Genomic DNA, 15,682 nt, shown 5'->3' with positions numbered 1-15,682 from the left:
CCCCTGAATCTGATATGGGGCCGCCATGCGAACAAGCTATGATGTGATCGTGGTCGGTGGCGGCCATGCCGGCTGCGAGGCGGCCGCTGCGGCAGCGCGCAAAGGGGCGGCGGTGGCGCTGCTGACTTTCGAACGGGCGACCGTGGGCGCCATGTCCTGCAACCCGGCGATCGGCGGTCTGGGCAAGGGCCATCTGGTGCGTGAAGTCGACGCGCTCGACGGCTTGATCGGTCGCGCCGCCGATGCCGGGGCGATCCATTATCGCATGCTCAACAGTAGCAAGGGCGCCGCCGTGCAGGGGCCGCGCGTGCAGGCCGACCGCAAGCGCTACAAGGCGGCAATCCATCGGATGCTCGACGCCCAGGCGGGACTGGAGATCGTCGAGGGCGAGGCGGTAGGCCTGATCGTCCGCGAAGGCGTTGTGGCGGGTCTGGCGCTGGGCGATAGCCGGACGCTGGAGGCGCCTTCGGTCGTGCTGGCGACCGGCACCTTCCTCGGCGGCAAGCTGTTCCGCGGTGAGGATGTGGATGTCGGTGGCCGCACCGGCGAGCGGGCGGCAACCGCGCTGGGCGTGCAGTTGCGCGAGATCGGCCTGCCGATCGGCCGCCTGAAGACCGGGACGCCGCCGCGCATTGACGGCCGCACCATCGACTGGGCGGTGCTGGAGGAGCAGGCGTCGGACGGCGAGGGCTGGACCATGTCGCCGTTGTCGGATCATCGGCCGCTGCCGCAACTGGCCTGCGCCATCACCCGGACCAATGAACGGACCCATGCGATCATCCGTGAAGGGCTGGGGCGGTCGCCTTTGTTCAGCGGCGCCATTGAGGGGCGGGGACCGCGCTATTGCCCGTCGATCGAGGACAAGGTGATCCGCTTCGGCGATCGCGACGGCCATCAAATCTTCCTGGAGCCCGAAGGGCTGGACGATGCGCTGGTCTATCCCAATGGCATCAGCACCTCGCTGCCGGCGGATGTGCAGCTGGCGATGATACGGTCGATGCGCGGACTGGAGCAGGCGGAGATCGTCGTGCCGGGCTATGCGGTCGAATATGACCATATCGATCCGCGTGCTCTGGATGCCAGCCTGGAAGTGCGGGTGCTGCCCGGCCTCTTCTGTGCGGGGCAGATCAATGGCACGACCGGCTATGAGGAGGCGGCGGCCCAGGGGCTGGTCGCCGGCACCAATGCCGCCGCGCGGGCGCGGGATGAAGCGCCGATGATCCTCGACCGGGCCAGCTCCTATATCGGCGTGATGATCGATGATCTGGTGCTGCAGGGCGTGACCGAACCCTATCGCATGCTGACCGCGCGGGCGGAATATCGGCTGCGATTGCGCGCCGACAATGCCGAGACGCGGCTGGGCGAGATCGGCCTGACCCATGGCATCATCGGTCCGGATCGGGCGGCGCGCTTCGCCGCACGGGCCAGTGCGCGCGCCGCGATCGAAGCGGAACTGGCGCGACCCTATACCGCGACAGAGATGGCGCGAGCAGGGGCGACGGTGCGGCAGGATGGCGCGCGGCGCAGCCTGTTCGAATGGGCGCGCTTCCCCGAGGTGCAGGCAGAACTGCTGGTGACGCTGGCGCCGAGCCTGGCAGAGGCGCCGGCGGACCTGCGGGCCGAGATTTTGGAAGACGCCCATTATGCGCCCTATCTCGAACGACAGGATGCGGAGATCGCCGCCCTGCGTCGGGACGAGCGCGTGGCCATTCCGGCGGACTTCGACTTCGCCAGCGTCGGCGGCCTGTCGACCGAAATGATCGAGCGGCTGGACGGGGCACGACCCGACACGTTGGCCGCTGCGGGCCGTATCCGCGGCATCACTCCGGCGGCGCTTGCCGCCATCCTTGTCCATGTGCGGCGGAAGGCAGCATGACCGAAGACGAAGCGCGGGCCTGGCTCGACGCGCATTTTGATGTTCCACGTGAAACATGGGATCGGCTGGAGCGCTATGTGTCGCTTTTGCTGTCCGCGATGGACGAGCAGAATCTGATCGCCGAATCGACCCGGCCCCATGTCTGGGCGCGGCATATCGTCGACTCGGCCCAGCTGCTTCTGCACGCGAAGGATGCGGGCGAGGGGCCTTGGATGGACCTCGGATCGGGCGCCGGCTTGCCCGGCATTGTCGTCGCCAGCATGTTCGACCGGCCGCTGATCATGGTCGAATCGCGCCGCAAGCGGATCGACTTCCTCAATGATGTGATCGCGGAGCTGGGGCTGAGCAACGCCTCCGTATTTGGCGGACGGGTCGAGGTCGCGCCGCCGACCAAGTCGGCCGTCATCAGCGCCCGCGCCTATGCGCCGCTGCCCAAATTGCTCCAGTCGGCCCAGCATCTGTCCGATGAAAAGACGATTTGGGTGCTGCCCAAGGGACGAAATGCGCAGAATGAACTGGAGACCGCGCGTCCGGCATGGCAAGGTGCGTTTCATGTGGAACGCAGCGTGACCGACGCCGACAGCGCCATCATCGTCGCGCGATCCGTCAAACCTGTCAAAAAGAAGGGTCGAGGATGATTTGTATCGCCATCGCCAATCAGAAGGGCGGAGTCGGCAAGACCACCACGGCTATCAATCTGGCGACCGGCCTGGCCGCGACGGGGCTGCGCGTGCTGCTGGTCGATCTTGATCCGCAGGGCAATGCCTCGACCGGGCTGGGCGTCAATCATGCCGACCGCGAACGGTCGAGCTATGACCTGCTGGTCGGCAATTGCGAACTGGACGAGGCGGTCGTCACCACCCGCGTGCCCAAGCTGGACCTGATCCCGGCGACCCAGGATCTGTCCGGGGCGGAGATCGAGCTGATCGATTATGAGCAGCGCACCCACCGGCTGGAGCGGGTGCTGTCCGAGGCGCCCGCCGGGCGCTGGGACATCTGCCTGATCGACTGCCCGCCCTCGCTCGGCCTGCTGACGGTCAATGCGATGGTGGCGGCGCAATCGCTGCTGGTGCCGCTGCAGTGCGAATTCTTCGCGCTGGAAGGGCTGTCGCAGCTGTTGCAGACGGTCGAGCGCATCCGCAGCCGGTTCAACACCGGCCTGTCGATCCTGGGCGTGGCGCTGACCATGTATGATCGCCGCAACCGGCTGACCGATCAGGTCGCCGACGATGTGCGCGCCGTGCTGGGCGACCTCGTCTTCACCACCGTCATTCCGCGCAATGTGCGCCTGTCCGAGGCGCCGAGCCATGGCGTGCCGGCGCTCATCTATGATTTCCGCTGTTCGGGGTCGGAAGCCTATATGCGTCTGGCGCGCGAATTGATCGCGCGTCTTCCCCGACAGGAGGTAGCGGCTTGAGCGACGAAATTGGGGAAAAGCAGAAGCCGGTAAAGCGGCCGCATGGTCTGGGCCGTGGCCTGTCGGCGCTGCTGGGCGACGTCAGCCGGGAAGAGCCGGTGGCCGCGAGCGCCAACAGCGCCGCGCCGTCGAGCAAAGCGGTGCAGAATATCGAGGTCGCGCTGATCCAGCCGCACCCCGAACAGCCGCGCCGCCATTTCGATCAGGACGCGCTGCAGGAGCTGGCCGACAGCATCGCCAAGCGCGGCGTGATCCAGCCGATCATCGTCCGTCCGCATGGCGGCGGTTTCCAGATCGTCGCGGGTGAACGCCGCTGGCGCGCCGCGCAGAAGGCGCAGCTCCATCGCATTCCGGCGATCGTGCGCGACTTTGACGAGCAGGAAACGCTGGAAATCGCGCTGGTCGAGAATATCCAGCGCGAGGATCTCAACCCGATCGAAGAGGCCGAGGCCTATCGCAAGCTGATCGGCGAATTCCATCATAGCCAGGAAGCGCTGGGCCGCATCGTCGGCAAGTCGCGCAGCCATATCGCCAATCTGATGCGCCTGCTCGACCTGCCCGATCCGGTGCAGCAGGCGGTGTCGCACGGGCGGATCAGCATGGGTCATGCCCGCGCGCTGATCGGCGTACCGGGCTGCGAATCGATGGCGTTGATGGTCGAGCAGAAGGGGCTTTCGGTCCGCGAGACCGAGCAGCTGGTGCGCAAGACCAAGAAGGGCGAGGATGCCGAGCCCAAGTCGCGCGGCGCAACTCCCCGCGGCAAGGATGCCGATATCGCCGCGCTGGAGCAGCATCTGGCCGATATTCTTGGCCTGAAGGTCGAAATTGCCGATAGCGGTGACGGGCCGGGCACATTGTCGCTGCGCTATTCGACGCTCGATCAGCTCGACATGCTGTGTCAGCGCCTGTCGGGCGAGCGGATCTAAAAACGCCGCGTCGGTTCGGTTCCGGATGAGGGGGACGTGCAAAGCGCTTCCCCCTCACAGAATCAGGCACTAGGCTGGTGCCATGGCCGATATCCAATCCACCCAAGCCGCCGCTCCCGCCATCATCCGCCGCGCCGATTATCGCGTGCCCGACTGGCTGATCCCCGACATCGCCCTCGACTTCGACCTGGATGCCGCGCGGACGCGGGTCTGGTCGGACATGTCGGTTGCGCGCAATGGCGACCATGACCGGCCGCTGCGGCTCGACGGCGATGGGCTGGTGCCGCTGGCGGTGAAGGTCGACGGCCGCACCCTCAACGAAACGGAATGGACGCTGGAGGCCGGCGCGCTGGTCGTCCCGCTCGGCGGTGCGACGCACAAGGTGGAGGTGCTGGTCGAACTGGCGCCCGAGAGCAACAGCAAGCTGATGGGCCTTTATGCCAGTGGGGGGCTGCTCTGCACCCAGTGCGAGGCGGAGGGCTTCCGTCGCATCACCTTCTTCCCCGACCGGCCGGATATCCTGTCGCGCTACAGCGTGAAGCTGACCGCCGACAAGGCGCGCTACCCGATCCTGCTCGCCAATGGCGATCCGGTCGAGCAGGGCGATCTGGAGGGCGGCCGCCATTGGGCGCTGTGGAATGATCCTTTCCCCAAGCCCTGCTATCTCTTCGCGCTGGTGGCCGGCGACCTCGCCTGCAATGCCGATCGCTTCGTGACGATGAGCGGGCGCGAAGTGGCCCTGGGCATCTGGGTGCGCGAGGCCGACCTGCCGCGCACCGACCATGCGATGCAGGCGCTCAAGAACAGCATGGCCTGGGACGAGCGCGTCTATGGCCGCGAATATGATCTGGACGTGTTCAACATCGTCGCGGTCGCCGACTTCAATTTCGGCGCGATGGAGAATAAGGGCCTCAACATCTTCAATTCGCGCTACATATTGGCCGATCCCGAGACCGCGACCGACATCGATTATGATGGCGTCGAGGGTGTGGTGGCGCATGAATATTTTCACAACTGGTCGGGCAATCGCGTCACCTGTCGCGACTGGTTCCAGTTGTCGCTGAAGGAAGGCTTCACCGTCTTTCGCGACCAGAATTTCTCGGCCGACATGGGCAGCCATGCGGTCAAGCGGATCGAGGATGTGCGGATCCTGCGCGCGGCCCAGTTCCAGGAGGATTCGGGGCCCTTGGCGCATCCGGTGCGGCCTGAATCCTACATGGAAATCAGCAACTTCTACACGGCGACCATCTATAACAAGGGCGCCGAGCTGATCCGCATGATGGCGTTGATGTTGGGGGCGGAGCGGTTCCGCGCCGGCACCGACCTCTATTTCGACAGGCATGATGGCGAGGCGGCGACCTGCGAGGATTTCGTCCGCGCGATGGAGGAGGGCGGCGAGATCGACCTTGGCCAGTTCCGCCGCTGGTATGAACAGGCGGGCACGCCCCATGTCCGCGCGCTGCTGAGCCATGATCCGGTCAGCCGCACCGCCGAACTGATGCTGGAACAGAGCGTGCCGCCGACGCCGGGCCAGCCCGACAAGCGGCCGATGGCGATCCCGCTGCGCGTCGCGCTCTATGATCCGGCGACTGGCAGTCATCATGGTGATGAGCTGCTGATGCTGACGGAGGCGCAGCAGCGTTTCACGTTCGACAATTTCGCCAGCATGCCGATCCTGTCGATCAACCGCGGCTTTTCCGCGCCGGTGATCGTCGAGACCAATCGCAGCCAGGCCGATCTCGCCTTCCTGTCGGCGCATGATGACGATCCCTTCGCCCGTTATGAGGCGATGCAGCAGTTGATGGTGAATGTGCTGGTCGGCCAGGTGGCCGGCCAGAGCGTCGATGTGACGGCAGTGGTCGACGCGGTGCGCAACACCATCACCGATCCGCTACTCGATCCCGCCTTCGTCGCGGAGGCGGTGCGCCTGCCGAGCGAAGCCTATCTGGGCGATCAGATGAAGCAGGTGGACCCGGATGCGATCCATGCCGCCCGCGATGCCCTCCAGACGCGCCTGGGGGCCGATCTGGAGCCGCTGTGGCGCGATATTCATGCCAGGACCAAGGCGAACGCCTTCGCGGTCTCTCCGACCGCCAAGGGCGCGCGCAAGCTGCGCAATGTCGCGCTGCTCTATCTGGTCGCCTCGGGCGCGGAGGACGGCCCGGCGATCGCCTATGGCCAGTATAGCGACGCCGACAACATGACCGAACGCCAGTCGGCGCTGGCGACGCTCGCAAGCGGCACCAGCCCGGAACGGGAGGCGGCGCTCGACATCTTCTATAATCGCTACAGCGACGATGCGCTGACGCTGGACAAATGGTTCCAGACCCAGGCCTTCGCCTTCCATCCCGATACGGTGGAACTGGTCGAGCAGCTGGGCCAGCACAAGGCGTTCACGCTCAATAATCCGAACCGGGTGCGGTCGCTCTACGGCGCCTTTGCCGGCAACCAGTGGGCGTTCCACCACAAGTCGGGCAAGGGTTATCGGCTGGTCGCCGACTGCATCATCGCGCTCGACAAGCTCAATCCGCAGACCGCCGCCCGGCTGGTGCCGCCGCTCGGCCGCTGGAAGCGCTTCGATGAAGGCCGCGCCGCACTGATGCGGGCGGAACTGCAGCGCATCCTGAACGAGCCCGGCCTGTCCAAGGACGTGACCGAGCAGGCGAGCAAGAGCCTGGAGGGATAAGGGAAAGGCGGCGGCCGGGGCGTTCAAACCCCGGCCGGGCCATCAGTCCTTTTGCGCCGCGACCCAGGCAGCGACGTCGGTCGCCACCTTGTTGGCGGCGCTGTTGAGCGGCGCGCCGACGCTGCTGGCGTCGATCTTGCCGCCGACCGGCGCGCTGGCGGTGAAGCGCTGGCGCGCGATCGCGACGCCGGCCGGAGTCATCAGCGCCGCGTCGAAGGTGACGACGGCGTTGTTGCTGGCCTGGTCGATGGTGAAGCTGATCAGCTCGCCACTCAGGCGCTGGCCGCCGTCTCCGGAAAACTGGCCGGGATCGAGCACGATCCGGTCGGTGGTCGCCGACACGGTTTCGGCCAGCAGGCGGCGGAACAGATGGCGGGGCGTTTCGGCCCACTGCACCTTGGTGACATAGGCGACCGAGGTCGGCGTCACCTGCACCGGCACGCGCACCGTGTCGATGACGCGCGCAGCTTCGGGATCGACGATGATCAGGCTGCGGCCGCCGCCGGCATTGCTCTGCGCGCCGGTCGGCACCTTGTGCGCGGCGTCGAGCGTCAGCAGCTGCTGCGGCGGCTTGCTGCCGATCGAGACGCAGCCGGACAGGGCGATTGCAGCGGCCAGCGCCAGCGATGCGCCACCCAGTTTCTTGTGGACCATCATCCGGCTCCCTTTCATGGCTTATAGTCGGGCAGCTGGGGCGATCCGACGATCGAGCCCGCGCCCTGCTGGTCGAGTTTTTCGGCGACGCCGCGGAAGGCGCGCGACATTTCACGCAGGTCGCGAACCAGGCGGTTCACTTCCGGCATGGTCTGGTTGCTGAAAGCGTGCACGCCCGGCTGCGCTTCGGCGATGGTCTTGTCGAGCGTGTCGATGCTGCGGCTGGCGGAGGCCACGCTCTTGCGCAGGTCGGCCATCAGCGGACGGCCTTCGTCATTGATCAGGCCATTGGTGGTCGCGGCCAGCTCGCCAATCTGCTGCGCGGCAACGCCGGTGCGCTGCACGGCGATGCGCGCTTCGGCGAGGGTGGCGGCGATTTCCGGGCTGCGATCGGCCAGCGATCCGGTCACCCGGTCGAGATTGGCGAGGATGCCGGCGATCGACTGCTGATTCTTGTCATTGAGCAGCTCGGTGAGCTTCTCGGTCAGGGTCGACAGGCGTTCCAGCAGCTGCGGCGCATTGTTGAGCAGCTCGCCCAGCGCCCCCGGCTTGGTTGGGATCACCGGCACGCCGTCGGGACAGGCCGAAGTGATATTCTCGGCCGGGCAGAGGATCGGCGGCGCGCCCTTGACCGCGCCGTCCAGCACGATCTCGCTGACGCCGGTGAAGCCCACGCCGGCGATGGTGGCGGTCGTGCCCTGCAGCACCGGGGTGCCGTCCTTCACCGAAATGCGCACCTTCACGAAGCTGGGATCGCGCTTCCACAGTTCGATCTTCTCGACCTGGCCGGAAGGGACGCCGGAATAATTGACGCCCGATCCCTTGGCGAGGCCGTTCACCGACTGCTTGAAGAAGATGTCATATTCCTTGTTGTCGCCCTGTGACAGGCGCGAGAACCAGAAGGCCGCCGCCATGATGGCGGCCAGCAGCAGCAGCGTGACCGCGCCGACCAGCACATGATTGGACCGGGTTTCCATATCCTATTGCCTTCCGTCCGCTTGTTTTTCGGCAGCGGCCTTGCCGCGTTCGCGCGTAACCGCCGCGGTTGCGGCGCGGCCACGCGGACCGTTGAAATATTCCTGGATCCAGGGGTGATCGAGCGCCAGCAATTCGTCGATCGTCCCGACCGCGATCACCTTCTTGTCGGCCAGCACCGCGACACGGTCGCAGATCGAATAGAGGGTGTCGAGATCATGGGTGATGAGGAAGACGGTGAGGCCCAGCGTCTCCTGCAACTTGCGCGTCTGGTCGTCGAACGCAGCCGCGCCAATCGGGTCGAGGCCGGCGGTCGGCTCATCGAGAAATAAGAGGTCCGGGTCCAGCGCCAGGGCGCGGGCTAGGCCGGCGCGCTTCTTCATGCCGCCCGACAGTTCGGCCGGATATTTGGGGCCGGCCTCGGCCGGCAGGCCGGTCATGCGGATCTTGTAGGCGGCGATCTCGTCGCGCAGCACCGGGCCGATATTGGGATAATATTCGCGGATCGGCACTTCGACATTCTCGGCCACGGTCAGGGTCGAGAAGAGCGCGCCGCCCTGGAACAGCACGCCCCAGCGCTTGCGGATCGCCAGCGCCTCGTCATCGTCCAGGCGGCCGACCATATCCTCGCCAAAGACATGGACTTCGCCCTCGTCGGGCACCTGAAGGCCGATGATCGACCGCATCAGCACCGACTTGCCGGTGCCCGATCCGCCGACCACGCCCAATATCTCGCCCTTGCGCACGTCGAGGTCGAGATTTTCATGGACGGTCTGGTCGCCGAAGCTGTTCTTCAGGCCGCGCACCGAAATGGCGATGTCGTCGGACGCGACCGCGCGTTCGATCCGCTCTTCCTTGGCCTGGCGTTCATCGGTGGTCATCAGTTCCAGCCCACCCAGGTGAAGAAGACGGCGAAGAAAGCATCGAGCACGATAACCAGGAAGATCGCCTGGACCACGGCCGCCGTGGTGCGCAGGCCGACTTCCTCGGCATTGGCCTTGACCTGCATGCCCTGGAAACAGCCGCTGATGCCGATGATGAGGCCGAAGACGGGCGCCTTGATCAGGCCCACCCACAGATCGTGGATCGGCACCACTTCGCGCAGGCGCTGGACGAAGGTGATCGGCGGAATGTCGAGCGACACGGCGCACAGGAAGCCGCCGCCGATGATCGCGATGATCGAGGAATAGAAGCCGAGCAGCGGCATCATCACCACCACGGACAGGGTGCGGGGCAGCACCAGCGCCTCCATCGGCGACACGCCGATGGTGCGCATCGCGTCGACCTCCTCGGTCAGCTTCATCGTGCCGAGCTGGGCCGCGAAGGCCGAGCCGGACCGGCCGGCCACCATGATCGCGGTCATCAGCACGCCCAGTTCGCGGAAGGTGAGGCGACCGACCAGGTTGATGGTCAGCATTTCCATGCCAAACTGGCGCAACTGGACCGCGCCCTGCTGGGCGATGACGATGCCGATCAGGAAGCTCATCAGGCCGATGATGCCCAGCGCCGAGACGCCGACCACCTCGAACCGCTGGACCACGGCGTTGATGCGGAAGCGGCTGGGGTGACGGATCAGGCCCCAGACCGTGACCAGCACGCCGCCGAAGAAGCCGAGCAGGCCGACCAGCGTGTTGACGGAATTGATCACCGCCTCGCCGATCTGGCCCAATACCCGGTTGAAGGGGGAGACATAGGTCGGGCGGATATCGACCGGTTCGTCGATCTTGCCGACCGCGCCGATCAGTCGCTTGCAGTCGGTGCTGCCGCCACAGACCTCCGTCTCCAGCCGCTTGGCGGTGCGATGGATGGTCCAGGCGCCGATCGTGTCCATATGGTCGATATCGGCGACGTCGATGCAGGCGATGGGGCCGGAAATGGCGTCCAGCCGGTTCGGCATGTCGTGCAGACAGGCGATCGACCAGGTGCCGGACAGGCGTATGACCTTGCCGCCGTCGTCGCGGCTTTCCTCAACGAGATCAGCGGCTTTGTTCATGTGGAGGGATTAGTGGTCCATTATCGGTTGCGCGGCAAGCCGAAACGGCCCATCCGCCAGACAGAACGACGGGCAAGGGCAAAAGTTTCGGACACGGCATGACATACAGGCTGGCGATTTACGACATGGACCGCACGGTGACCTTTTCGGGCACCTATACCGGCTTTCTCATCCATGTGGCCGCCCATATGGCGCCCTGGCGATTGATCTTCCTGCCGCTCATTCCCTTCGTCATGCTGGCCTATGTGGTGAAGCTGATCAGCCGCCAGACGCTGAAGGAAACCAACCAGTGGCTGATGATCGGCGGCCGCGCCGACCGGGCGAAGCTGCAGCCGCATATCGAAAGCTATGCCGACAAGGTGATGGCGAAGAATGTCCGCGCCGGCGCGCTGGAGCAGATCGCGCAGGACCGCGCGGCGGGCTATCGGCTGGTGCTCGCCACCGCTTCCTATCGCCTCTATGTCGAGGCGATCGCGCGGCGGCTGGGTTTCGACACGGTGATCGCGACCGACCATGTCGGGCAGGATCTGCCCTATGTCCGCGCCAAGATTTCCGGTGAGAATTGCTATGACACCGGCAAGCTGCGGATGATCAAGGCGTGGATGGCGGGCGAGGCGATCGACCGCAGCCAGGCGCATATCCGCGCCTATTCCGACCATGTGTCGGACGCGCCGATGCTGGAATTCGCCGACGAGGCGTTCGCGTCCAATCCGCACCCGCCGCTCGCCAGGCTGGCGGCCGAGCGCGGCTGGACGCGGGTGGACTGGAGCTAAGGGATCAGCGCATCGCGGTGCTGGCGAGGCTATCGCAATCGGCGTCGCCCACGGTCGGCTGCTTCTCGCCGCCGATCGCGTCGCCGATCATCCCGATTATGCCCTTGGCCGATCGGGCGTCCCTGGGCAGCTGAATATCGGGCGTCTTGATCGTGCCGCCGACCGGCACGCTGCCCTTCAGCCGCAACAGGCTGTCCTGCTTGGGCACGCCGCTCAGCGCCAGCGCCAGCCGCTCGTCCGACAGCCGTATCGTGCCCGTGGCATGGGTCTGGGCGCGGGAGGTGTCGATCAGCACCGGACCCGGCCGGGCGATCCCGTCGCGCACATCCAGCCGGGTGATGATGCAGCGCAGGACGGCTTCCTTCCGCTTCGACAGGGTCAGGCCCCGGCCGACATCTTGCCCCATCAGCGCGGCGGTGCGGTCCGGGATGCGGCCGTCGCGGGCGATCAGCGCGATCGTGCCGGTCGATGTGCCCAGCGCCTGACGGATGGTTCTGCCGCGTCCCTTGATCGCGACCCGGCCGACCAGGGCGCCGTCGATCCGGGCGTCGGGGAAGAAATCGAGCAGCCGTGCGCTGCGCATTGTCATGGCGATATCCAGAAGAGGCCCGCCATTCCGCTGATCGACGCCGATCCGGCCCGACAGCGTGCCGCGTGTGAGGCCCAGCGTCAGCGGTTCGACCGACAGCCGGCTGCGTTCCAGGCTGATCGTGCCATGGAGCGACCGGAACGGGCTGGGGCCCGGCCACAGCAATTGCCGGACCTTGAGGTCGAGCTTCCCGTCGGTGTGATTGACGGTGGCGAGGTCGATCGCCGTATCGGGGATCAGCCGCGGGCCGAGCCTTGCGCGCTTGGCCGCCGCCTTCGCCTTGCCGGCATTGCTCGCCAGATCGTCGAAATCGAAGCGGTCGGCGCTGAGCGCGCCGTCGATCCGGGTGCGGCCGTCACGCTTGCGGATGGTCGCGTGGCCGGCGATGTCGGAACGGCCGATCGTGCCTTTCAGCCCCTCGACGGTCCAGTCCGGCCGGTCGCGTATCACGCGCGCGGTCAGGCGGACCGGCTGGGTGCCGGGCAGGCCGGCCTCGATGATGGCGTCGAGCAGGGCGAGGTCGGTGCCATGGGCGGTCGCTTCGCCGCGCAGATGGCCGATGTCGAGCGGGCCATCCATCGTGCCTTTCAGGGTGAAGCCGACGGCGTCGCCGGTGATCGCTGCGTCGAACGGCCAGCGCTGGCCCGGCCGGCTGTCGAGGATCGGGCCGCCGGTCGCGGTGACGATCACGGCATGGCCACGCACATCGCCGCTGCCCGACAGGCGCAGGCCGCGCGGATCGACGGTCAGCGCGGCATCGACCGATCGCTCGCGCTTGTCGTCGCGATAGGCGATGCGGCTGTCGGCGACGATCAGGCTGTGCAGCGCCGGACGGCCGCCGCGTCGGTCGCTGCCCTTGCTGCGCTCGCCGCTCCAGTTCTCGCGGCCCTGCGCATCGCGATAGAAATGGAGCCGGGCGCGCCGCGCTTCCAGCCGCTCCAGCACCGGCCCGCCGGTCAGCAGGCCCCAGACCGAAAAGCCGGCGCGGATCTCGCCGATCTGGGCCAGGTCGGGCAAAGCGGGCCTGACCCATCCGGGTTGCGGCACGCGCAGGTCGCGCAGGGTGACGACGGGGTGGAAGGACAGGCTGTCTTCCCGCGCCATCGCGCCGATCGTCACCGGCTTGCCGATACGGTCGGACAGGCGGCGCTCGATCGGCCCCTTCATCCAGCCCCAGGGAAAGGCGGCGAGCGCCAGCAGCAGGATCGCGCAAAGCAGGATCAGGCCGACCAGCCCACGCACCACCCATCGTCTCGCCCCGCTGGCCATCCCTGTCGCTCTCCCGTCCGGCCCGGTCGGCCGTGTCGGCGCTCAACGCGCGGCGTTGCGGCTTGGTTCAGAGCACGCGATTGGGCAGCGGTTCCTCCGCCACGAAGGCGCGGATATTGGCGAGCAGCATCTGCGCCATCTGGGCCACCGCCGCGTCGGTCGCGCCGCCGGTGTGGGGGGTGAGGATGCAGTTTGGCACATCGGCCCAGCGCGCCGGATCGGTTGGTTCCTGCGCATAGACGTCGAGCGCGGCGCCGCCCAGCCGGCCGGCGCGCAGGGCATCGATCAGCGCGTCCTCGTCCACCAGCTGCCCGCGTGCGACATTGACCAGCAGGCCATTGGGGCCAAGCGCATCAATGATCGCGGCGGAGATCATGCCGCGATTGTCGTCGGTCGCCCGCGCCGCGACCACCAATATGTCGCTCTCCGCTGCTAACGCCTCCAAACTCTCGCTGCGCGGCCAGGCAAGGCTGGGCTTGTCGCGCGGCCCCCACCAGCGGGTCGTCATGCGCAGGACATCGGCGCGCGCCGCGATGGCGATGCCGATGCTGCCCATGCCGACGATGCCCAGCCGGGCGCCGGCGATCGACCGGGTGATGGTCTTGCCGCCGGGCAGCCATTCGCCCGCGCGCAAGGCCCGGTCGCCGCTGACGATCTGGCGCCGATGGGCCAGGATCAGGCCGATCGCATGGTCGGCGACATCCTCCGCATTGGCGTCGCCCGCATGGCTGACGGCGATGCCGTTCGCCCGCGCCCAGTCGAGGTCCACCCCGTCATAGCCGACGGTGAAGCAGGCGATCAGCCGCAGCCGGCCCATCGCCGCCAGCATGGCGGGATCGAGCCGGAACTCGCCGGCCGTCACCATTATCTCCGCCTCGGCAAGGCGCGCGCGCCCGGCCTCCTCCCATAGCCCCATGACGTCATATTGCATCGCCAGGATCGGCAGCAGCGGCGCCAGATGGGGCTGGGCGATCAGGATGACCGGGCGCAGATGGACCATTATCCTATCGCCTTCAGCGCCTGGGCGAAGTCGGCGATCAGATCGTCGGCATCCTCGCAGCCGATCGAGATGCGCACCATATTGTCGCCGATCGCCAGCGCCTTCTTGCGCTCGGCCGGCACCGACAAATGGGTCATCGCGGCGGGATGGCTGGCCAGCGTCTCGGTGCCACCCAGACTCACCGCCAGCTTGGCGATCTTGAGCGCGTCAAGGAAGGCGAAGGCCTCCGCCTCGCCACCCTTCAGATAGAGCGAGAAGGTGGAGCCGGCGCCGGTGCAGTGGCGGCGATAAATGTCGGCCTGCCGCTCGGTCTCGGGGAAGCCGAGATAGACGACCTTCTCCACCTGCGGCTGGTCCTTCAGCCAGGTGCAGACCTTCTGCGCATTCTCGCCCGCGCGGCTCATCCGCAATTCCAGCGTCTCCAGGCTGCGCAACAGCATCCAGGCGCTGTGCGGGTCCAGGATCGTGCCGATCGTGTTGCGCATCAGGCGAATGCTGTTGATGAGGGCATTGGAGCCGAGCACGCCGCCCGCGACCAGATCGCTATGCCCGCCGGCATATTTGGTGAGGCTGTAGATGACGAGGTCGGCACCATGGTTGATCGGCCGGTGCCACAACGGTCCCAGGAAGGTATTGTCGATCGCGATCGGCGGGACATGATCTTCGCCGGCGAACAGCGCGTCGCGGCGCGCGACCACCGCCTCCAGATCGACCAGCACATTGGTCGGATTGGCCGGGCTTTCCAGATAGAGCATGGCGACGCGGCCCAGCCCCTTGGCCTTCTCGATCACCGCGCCAATCTCCTCTTCGGTCGCGCCGGCGGGGAAATCGAGCCACTGCACCCCGAAACGGCCGAGGATGCGGCCGATCAGCGATTCGGTCGCGGCATAAAGGGGCGCGCTATGGACGATCACGTCGCCCGGCTGCACCAGCGCGAGCAGGGTGGTGGCGATCGCCGACATGCCGCTGGAAAAGAGCAGGGCATCCTCAGCTTCCTCCCACACCGACAGCCGATCCTCGGCGATCTCCTGGTTGGGTCCGTTGAAGCGCGAATAGACAAGGCCCTCGGCGCCGCCGGGCCGGATGCCGGTCACCCCCTCGAAATGGCGCTTGCCCGCGGCCGCGCTCTCGAAGGCGAAGGTGGAGGTGAGGAAGATCGGGGGTTTCAATGACCCTTCCGACAGGGTCGGGTCATAGCCATGGCCCATCATCAGGGTTGCGGGCTTCAGCTTGCGGCCGTCAATCTCCAGGATCGGCGCCTTGGGGCGGCGGCGATTATGGGGCGGCTCGACGCCGGTCAGGTCGGCTTCGGTGACGGGGGGCGGGGTTTCGCCGGTCATGTCATTCTCCTGCATCTGGCGGCCTCTGCTGTGCCGCTCATGGATGGCGGGAGTGTAACGCAGGATCGGGGCAGGGGGCCAGTGGAGAGTGATATAATCTTTCTTGTCGGGGTATGATTGTTTCGAACGAGATTGACGGAATCTCGGTCGACAAAGGCATCGGCGCACGGGGCAGCATGTCCCC

At 66.7% G+C, this 15,682-nt stretch carries 13 protein-coding genes; 6 read left to right on the top strand and 7 right to left on the bottom strand.

What is annotated here, in order from left to right:
* Positions 1–25 precede the first annotated feature (25 nt).
* The 5 genes from mnmG (at position 26) to pepN (ending at position 6,905) form a co-directional block, all read left to right on the top strand.
* Positions 26–1,876 (top strand): tRNA uridine-5-carboxymethylaminomethyl(34) synthesis enzyme MnmG, encoded by a 1,851-nt coding sequence (gene mnmG, locus VHN57_RS20050; RefSeq protein ID WP_423285025.1) that lies wholly within the window; start codon positions 26–28, stop codon positions 1,874–1,876.
* Complete coding sequence (gene rsmG / locus VHN57_RS20045; RefSeq protein ID WP_017499467.1) at positions 1,873–2,514, top strand: 16S rRNA (guanine(527)-N(7))-methyltransferase RsmG; 642 nt, start codon at positions 1,873–1,875, stop codon at positions 2,512–2,514. The genes mnmG and rsmG overlap by 4 nt, the downstream gene beginning before the upstream one ends.
* Complete coding sequence (locus VHN57_RS20040; protein ID WP_037508856.1) at positions 2,511–3,293, top strand: ParA family protein; 783 nt, start codon at positions 2,511–2,513, stop codon at positions 3,291–3,293. Before rsmG ends, VHN57_RS20040 begins: the two co-directional genes overlap by 4 nt.
* Positions 3,290–4,219 carry a ParB/RepB/Spo0J family partition protein gene (locus VHN57_RS20035; RefSeq protein WP_278985169.1) on the top strand — a complete coding sequence of 310 codons (930 nt, stop codon included), beginning with the start codon at positions 3,290–3,292 and terminating at the stop codon, positions 4,217–4,219. The genes VHN57_RS20040 and VHN57_RS20035 overlap by 4 nt, the downstream gene beginning before the upstream one ends.
* A gap of 82 nt (positions 4,220–4,301) precedes the next feature.
* The gene (gene pepN, locus VHN57_RS20030; protein WP_278985168.1) at positions 4,302–6,905 is read left to right on the top strand and encodes an aminopeptidase N; all 2,604 of its coding nucleotides are present in this window, start codon (positions 4,302–4,304) and stop codon (positions 6,903–6,905) included.
* 42 nt (positions 6,906–6,947) lie between these two features.
* Here pepN and VHN57_RS20025 read toward each other — a convergent pair whose 3' ends face one another.
* Genes VHN57_RS20025 through VHN57_RS20010 form a run of 4 tightly spaced genes read right to left on the bottom strand, consistent with a single transcriptional unit; the run spans position 6,948 to position 10,527 of the window.
* A complete protein-coding gene (locus VHN57_RS20025; RefSeq protein ID WP_169862197.1) occupies positions 6,948–7,562 on the bottom strand; it encodes an ABC-type transport auxiliary lipoprotein family protein in 615 nt (204 codons plus the stop codon).
* 11 nt (positions 7,563–7,573) lie between these two features.
* Entirely contained in the window at positions 7,574–8,536 is a 963-nt protein-coding gene (locus VHN57_RS20020; protein WP_004209158.1) for an MlaD family protein, read from the bottom strand.
* A gap of 3 nt (positions 8,537–8,539) precedes the next feature.
* A complete protein-coding gene (locus VHN57_RS20015) occupies positions 8,540–9,415 on the bottom strand; it encodes an ABC transporter ATP-binding protein (protein WP_004209157.1) in 876 nt (291 codons plus the stop codon).
* The gene (locus VHN57_RS20010; RefSeq protein WP_278985165.1) at positions 9,415–10,527 is read right to left on the bottom strand and encodes an MlaE family ABC transporter permease; all 1,113 of its coding nucleotides are present in this window, start codon (positions 10,525–10,527) and stop codon (positions 9,415–9,417) included. The genes VHN57_RS20015 and VHN57_RS20010 overlap by 1 nt, the downstream gene beginning before the upstream one ends.
* 98 nt (positions 10,528–10,625) lie before the next feature.
* Here VHN57_RS20010 and VHN57_RS20005 point away from each other — a divergent pair, with 98 nt between their 5' ends.
* A complete protein-coding gene (locus VHN57_RS20005) occupies positions 10,626–11,300 on the top strand; it encodes an HAD family hydrolase (RefSeq protein ID WP_201450231.1) in 675 nt (224 codons plus the stop codon).
* 4 nt (positions 11,301–11,304) lie between these two features.
* On the opposite strand, the gene VHN57_RS20000 is transcribed toward VHN57_RS20005, so the two are convergent.
* The 3 genes from VHN57_RS20000 to VHN57_RS19990 form a co-directional block, all read right to left on the bottom strand.
* Positions 11,305–13,158 carry an AsmA family protein gene (locus tag VHN57_RS20000; RefSeq protein WP_278985158.1) on the bottom strand — a complete coding sequence of 618 codons (1,854 nt, stop codon included), beginning with the start codon at positions 13,156–13,158 and terminating at the stop codon, positions 11,305–11,307.
* A gap of 67 nt (positions 13,159–13,225) precedes the next feature.
* Positions 13,226–14,158 (bottom strand): 2-hydroxyacid dehydrogenase, encoded by a 933-nt coding sequence (locus VHN57_RS19995; RefSeq protein WP_278985156.1) that lies wholly within the window; start codon positions 14,156–14,158, stop codon positions 13,226–13,228.
* On the bottom strand, positions 14,158–15,498 hold the full coding sequence (locus VHN57_RS19990) for a cystathionine gamma-synthase family protein (RefSeq protein WP_278985153.1): 1,341 nt from the start codon (positions 15,496–15,498) through the stop codon (positions 14,158–14,160). The genes VHN57_RS19995 and VHN57_RS19990 overlap by 1 nt, the downstream gene beginning before the upstream one ends.
* Between the last annotated feature and the right edge of the window lie 184 nt (positions 15,499–15,682).

Source organism: Sphingobium salicis subsp. salicis (assembly GCF_049472635.1).
Taxonomy (GTDB): domain Bacteria; phylum Pseudomonadota; class Alphaproteobacteria; order Sphingomonadales; family Sphingomonadaceae; genus Sphingobium; species Sphingobium yanoikuyae_A.
The sequence above is the reverse complement of the archived record's forward strand: the minus strand, read 5'-3'. Positions and strand labels throughout refer to the sequence as shown.

Excerpts from the sequence above, each read along its gene's own strand:
- mnmG (WP_423285025.1), top strand. The coding sequence starts at position 26 with ATGCGAACAAGCTATGATGTGATCGTGGTCGGTGGCGGCCATGCCGGC.
- rsmG (WP_017499467.1), top strand. The coding sequence starts at position 1,873 with ATGACCGAAGACGAAGCGCGGGCCTGGCTCGACGCGCATTTTGATGTT.
- VHN57_RS20040 (WP_037508856.1), top strand. The coding sequence starts at position 2,511 with ATGATTTGTATCGCCATCGCCAATCAGAAGGGCGGAGTCGGCAAGACC.
- pepN (WP_278985168.1), top strand. The coding sequence starts at position 4,302 with ATGGCCGATATCCAATCCACCCAAGCCGCCGCTCCCGCCATCATCCGC.
- VHN57_RS20025 (WP_169862197.1), bottom strand. The coding sequence starts at position 7,562 with ATGATGGTCCACAAGAAACTGGGTGGCGCATCGCTGGCGCTGGCCGCT.
- VHN57_RS20020 (WP_004209158.1), bottom strand. The coding sequence starts at position 8,536 with ATGGAAACCCGGTCCAATCATGTGCTGGTCGGCGCGGTCACGCTGCTG.
- VHN57_RS20015 (WP_004209157.1), bottom strand. The coding sequence starts at position 9,415 with ATGACCACCGATGAACGCCAGGCCAAGGAAGAGCGGATCGAACGCGCG.
- VHN57_RS20010 (WP_278985165.1), bottom strand. The coding sequence starts at position 10,527 with ATGAACAAAGCCGCTGATCTCGTTGAGGAAAGCCGCGACGACGGCGGC.
- VHN57_RS20005 (WP_201450231.1), top strand. The coding sequence starts at position 10,626 with ATGACATACAGGCTGGCGATTTACGACATGGACCGCACGGTGACCTTT.
- VHN57_RS20000 (WP_278985158.1), bottom strand. The coding sequence starts at position 13,158 with ATGGCCAGCGGGGCGAGACGATGGGTGGTGCGTGGGCTGGTCGGCCTG.
- VHN57_RS19995 (WP_278985156.1), bottom strand. The coding sequence starts at position 14,158 with ATGGTCCATCTGCGCCCGGTCATCCTGATCGCCCAGCCCCATCTGGCG.
- VHN57_RS19990 (WP_278985153.1), bottom strand. The coding sequence starts at position 15,498 with ATGACCGGCGAAACCCCGCCCCCCGTCACCGAAGCCGACCTGACCGGC.